The sequence below is a fragment of the uncultured Anaerococcus sp. genome (assembly GCF_963510575.1).
Lineage (GTDB): Bacteria > Bacillota > Clostridia > Tissierellales > Peptoniphilaceae > Anaerococcus.
In genome coordinates this window covers 1-4641 of sequence record NZ_CAUPFR010000120.1, presented here as the reverse complement: position 1 = coordinate 4641, position 4641 = coordinate 1, and the positions used below count along the sequence as shown (strand labels likewise).

Annotated in this window: 6 protein-coding genes and 1 riboswitch; all 6 genes read left to right on the top strand. The window is 30.7% G+C overall.

The features are described 5' to 3' along the window. The first annotated feature begins 107 nt into the window (after positions 1 to 107). Positions 108 to 671 (top strand): hypothetical protein, encoded by a 564-nt coding sequence (locus RQ907_RS07750; RefSeq protein WP_311492800.1) that lies wholly within the window; start codon positions 108 to 110, stop codon positions 669 to 671. A 48-nt stretch (positions 672 to 719) separates the two neighbouring features. Then, positions 720 to 959, top strand: a complete 240-nt coding sequence (locus RQ907_RS07745) for a hypothetical protein (RefSeq protein WP_311492799.1) — start codon at positions 720 to 722, stop codon at positions 957 to 959. 153 nt (positions 960 to 1112) lie between these two features. Next, entirely contained in the window at positions 1113 to 1487 is a 375-nt protein-coding gene (locus RQ907_RS07740; RefSeq protein ID WP_311492798.1) for a hypothetical protein, read from the top strand. A 74-nt stretch (positions 1488 to 1561) separates the two neighbouring features. Next, positions 1562 to 2329: an NERD domain-containing protein gene (locus RQ907_RS07735; protein ID WP_311492797.1), complete on the top strand. Its 768-nt coding sequence runs from the start codon at positions 1562 to 1564 to the stop codon at positions 2327 to 2329. 299 nt (positions 2330 to 2628) lie between these two features. Then, positions 2629 to 3201 carry a hypothetical protein gene (locus tag RQ907_RS07730; RefSeq protein ID WP_311492796.1) on the top strand — a complete coding sequence of 191 codons (573 nt, stop codon included), beginning with the start codon at positions 2629 to 2631 and terminating at the stop codon, positions 3199 to 3201. A gap of 28 nt (positions 3202 to 3229) precedes the next feature. After that, positions 3230 to 3303, top strand: a riboswitch (Fluoride riboswitch). A 38-nt stretch (positions 3304 to 3341) separates the two neighbouring features. Further along, positions 3342 to 4544: a cation:proton antiporter gene (locus tag RQ907_RS07725; RefSeq protein ID WP_311492795.1), complete on the top strand. Its 1203-nt coding sequence runs from the start codon at positions 3342 to 3344 to the stop codon at positions 4542 to 4544. Positions 4545 to 4641: the final 97 nt, after the last annotated feature.

Below are 4641 nucleotides of genomic sequence, written 5' to 3'. Positions count from 1 at the left end.
GGATATTTTGGTATATTCATATAGAAAATGGACCTATTTCAAGCCTTTCATCTAAGTTTTTATATTTTTCTAGTTTATAAATGATTTTTTAGATTAAGGAGATAATTATGAAAAAGATAATTCTTTACCTAGTCCTTAGTTTTTGTTCACTTGGCCTGGGATTTTTGATAATGAATTCGACTCCCCAGGTTGAAAAGAAATTAGAGTCGGCCATATCGCTTGTTGATGGAAAGCTTGATAAGGCGAACGAGGGCAAACTTGTTCTTGTTTCGGGTAAACTTGATGCCGATCTTCCAGTTGTTGATCCTGCTTTAGATATCTCTATTCCATACATAAAGGCACGTAGAATTGTTAAAGAGTTTCGCCATGTTGATGGCACCGATTATGAATATGATTGGTTTGATCTAGGTGAAGATTATTCTGAAGAAAATAAGAGTGGAGTGAATGGAGAACATCTTGTAACAGGTTTGATTATAGCCAACTGTCGTATTGGTGAAATAGAAATTGACCCACCTTTGTTAAAACAACTTAATTCTGGAACTAATTGGAAGGATATAGGCGAAAAAAATTTTGGAAAATATTCTTATGAAATTTGCAAGGATAAGGTCGGTGGCGAGGTCTATCTAAGTGAAAATGGTCGCTATCCTACGTATGGTGCGACCTATAAATGAATTCAGTATAAGGAAAATGTAGGAGATCTTTGTTATACTTATACTATTATGGATGAAAATGAACCTCTTGAATATACAATTTTAGGTATTCAAAAGGGTAATGGAATAGTTGAAGATAAGGATATAGATTGTCTTCCTTTGATGGAAGGAATTCACGATGCAAAAGATTTTAAAGAATCTATCGTTTCTAGTTATAGTAAAATGTCTATAGGCTTGTTAGTAGGAGGTCTTATATTTTTGACTTTAGGTATAAGAGCTATCATTTCTAGAAAAAAGATTAAGAATTAGTAGTAGTTTTATAGCTTAAATTCATAAAAGTAAATGTTAAAAATTAGATTATTTGAAGGATGTATGATATAATTTATTGTAATACATCCTATTATTTTGCCATTAAATCGTACATATTTATGGTGTTATAAAATAATGATTTTGAGGAAAAAGATGAAGAATTTTAAAAAATATAAAATTAAGGATTTCACGACCAAGACTATCTATATTAAAGATGTTAGCTGGAGCCATGAAGGGCTTAGGCTAAATCTTGAAGATGAATCAGGATTTGTGAAAATTTCTCTATTATTTGATGAAATCGTTTATTTATACCAAGTAAGTCAAGAATCCTATAAACCAAGTTGTTGGATTGATTTGCCAGGCGAATATTATCCTTTTTATTATAGTAAAAAATCAGAGATGATTAACAAATTAAAGGGAGATGTTGACTATGTTAGAGGTGATGCAATAATTCATTTTATGATAATTGGTCTTGACGATGTGGTGGATGTATTGACTTCTGATTTGCCAAAAATTTTGTTTCTCTAAAATGATGACCATATTATAAGATTAGATAAATTTAGGTAAAAGTTATTATATTTAAGTTTTAAATAGGGGAGATTATGTTTGATACAATATCAATTGTTATAGGTGTTTTCTGTATTTTATTGGTGACAGTATTTAGATCACAATTTAAGGGGAAAATAGGTGAGATGGTTTCTGCGAAATTTTTAAATAAGTTAGATAAGGATAAGTATAGGGTTTTAAATGATATAAAGATTGATACCCCATCTAATCACACAAAGACAAGCCAGATTGATCACTTGGTTGTTTCGAAATATGGAATTTTTGTTGTAGAAACTAAGGCTTATAAGGGCAAGATTTATGGCAAAGAATATTCGCGCAATTGGACACAATATTTAGGTAGTAAAAAATATGAATTTATGAATCCGATTTTACAAAATTATGGTCATATTAAAGCACTCGAGGCTCTTTTAGAAGAGGTCTATCCAAATATGAAATATTTTTCTATCATTGCATTTTCTCCAGAAGCAAATCTTAAAGATGTTGAGGTTAAGGATGCAAAGCTTTGTAAAATTTCACAAGTTGGCAAGCTAATTGAGTCTTTGTCAACAGAAGAAGTTCATAGCGAAGATGATTTGGAGAAGATTGTAGGAATTATAAAGTCAAATAAGTCTTATCAAACAGATTTTTCTCATGTAATGGATATAAATAAGATTAAGAAAGAAAATGAAAAGAAAATAGAAGAGGGAATCTGTCCTAAATGTGGAGGTAAACTTATTGAGAGGGAAGGAAAATACGGAAAGTTTTTAGGTTGTTCTAATTTTCCGAAGTGCAGGTTTGTGGTTTCTGGAAAAAAAGATAAGTAAATTATAGGACAATGATTAATAATATGCTAAAAATGATGAGTAAAAAACAATTTTTATATTTTATTTTATATATAGGATCTTTTCCTTTGTTATTTTTGTGCTTTATATTGTGTGCAAAAATAGAATTTATCCCACTATTTAATAATATTTTTTTGGGCATATCTATATTTGTATTTTTTGCTTATAATATTTTCTTTATTAGTAAATTTACAGATCTTAATATTAATTTTTATTTAAAACTATTGTCAACTCTTCTTATGATAGGCCTTGGTATTTTGGCGGGATACGTTGTCTTGATTATGAGTATTTTTGCTTTTAAGGATAGTATTCCTTTTACTTATGACGGGGAAAAATATTATCTCTTAAATGTAGGCTGGGTTGATGTTGATTATGTTGTTTATAGGAAAGCCCTTATAACAATGGATAAGATGACTTTTGAAGATAGTGAAAAGACTTTTACAAACTTAAGTAAAGTAACAAACAAAGAAGCGAGAGACCAACTTAAATTTTATTTGAACAAGGATAAGGAAATTGTAAAAATTAACAATAATCAAGAAGATAAAGAGCAAAGAGAAAACCTAAGCAATTCTGAAATCTTAAATAACTTTAAACGCGAAGATGTTAAAGAAATCCCAAATTCATCTTATGGACTTGTAGAAATTGATAGGGCAGGAGCTAGATCTAGGTGGTTTTTTGTTGAGATTAAGGATGGAAAGTTAAATTTTATTTCGGAAATCCCTGATACTAGCCCAGATATGTCTGGAACTATAGATGAAAATGGGTCTATTTTACTTGTTTGCAAAGATATTAATGGCAATGAAAAACAATATAAATCAACTAATTTAGGAAAATCTTTTGAACTTATCAATTAAATTTGATTTTGAGAGAGAACTGGATATAATAATTTTAGGGAATGAAGTACTCCCTTGATAATTATAATCTAAAACGCGTTTGCTGATGACTTCTACACTTTTGTAGGGCTGTCAGCTTTTTTATTTGGAAAGGAGGCGTTATGATTTTATCACTCGGACTTATTTTGATTGTGGGTATGATTTTTGCCAAAATTTTTGATAGGTTAAAATTGCCCAGGATAATTGGTATGCTCTTAACAGGAATTATTCTCGGACCTCAAGTCTTAAACTTACTTGATAAAAATATCCTAAATATTTCTGCAGACCTCAGGACAATTGCCTTAATTGTAATTTTATTAAAGGCAGGGCTCAGCCTTGATATAGGGGACCTAAAAAAAGTGGGACGTTCTGCTGTTTTGTTATCATTTTTACCAGCGAGTTTTGAAATTTTGGCTTATGCGATTTTTGTTCCAAAACTTTTAGGACTAAATTTAGTTGACGGACTTTTAATGGGAGCTGTAATGGGAGCTGTATCTCCAGCTATAGTTGTGCCTAGGATGGTAAAATTGATTGACGAAGGCTATGGAAAAGACCAGTCTATACCACAAATGATTCTAGCAGGGGCATCTTGTGATGATGTTTTTGTCTTAGTTTTATTTTCATCTTTCTTGTCTATGGCCAAGGGGGGTGAATTTTCTTTCAAATCACTATTTAAAGTTCCGATTTCAATAGTTTTAGGAATAGGATTGGGAATTATTGTTGGATACTTGTTGTATTTGTTTTTTGAGAGACAATATAAAAATGGATCCCATATAAGAAATTCAACTAAGGTTATTATTATTTTGGCCATTTCATTTTTACTTGTTAGTTTTGAAGGCCTTATAAAAAATATTGTTCCTATATCAGGTATTCTCGCAGTAATAGCCATGGCTTCGTCCTACAAAATTAAAGCTAAAGAAGAAGTTGTAGAAAGACTTTCAGAAAAATTTGCAAAATTATGGATATTTGCGGAAATTTTACTCTTTGTATTAGTAGGAGCAGAAGTTGATATTAAATATATGACAGCTATTGGCCTTGTCGGTGTACTTTTGATATTTTTAGGACTCCTTATTAGATCTATTGGGGTGTTTATTTCGATTTCAGGCAGTAAGCTTGATAAAAAAGAAAAAACTTTTACCATCCTTGCCTATACACCAAAGGCTACTGTTCAAGCTGCTATAGGTTCGGTTGCTCTTGCAAATGGAATAAGTTCAGGAATGGCAATTTTATCAATTGCAGTTCTCGGTATCGTAATTACTGCACCTCTGGGAGCCATTTTAATTGATAATACTTATAAAAAATTATTAAAAAAAGCTAACAATTAAAGGTATAATGCTAAAAAGATTAGGAGGAGCTTATGGCAGAAACAAGTTTAAAGGTGACTTTATTAAATTATACAAGAAATGGTGAACAGACAATAGC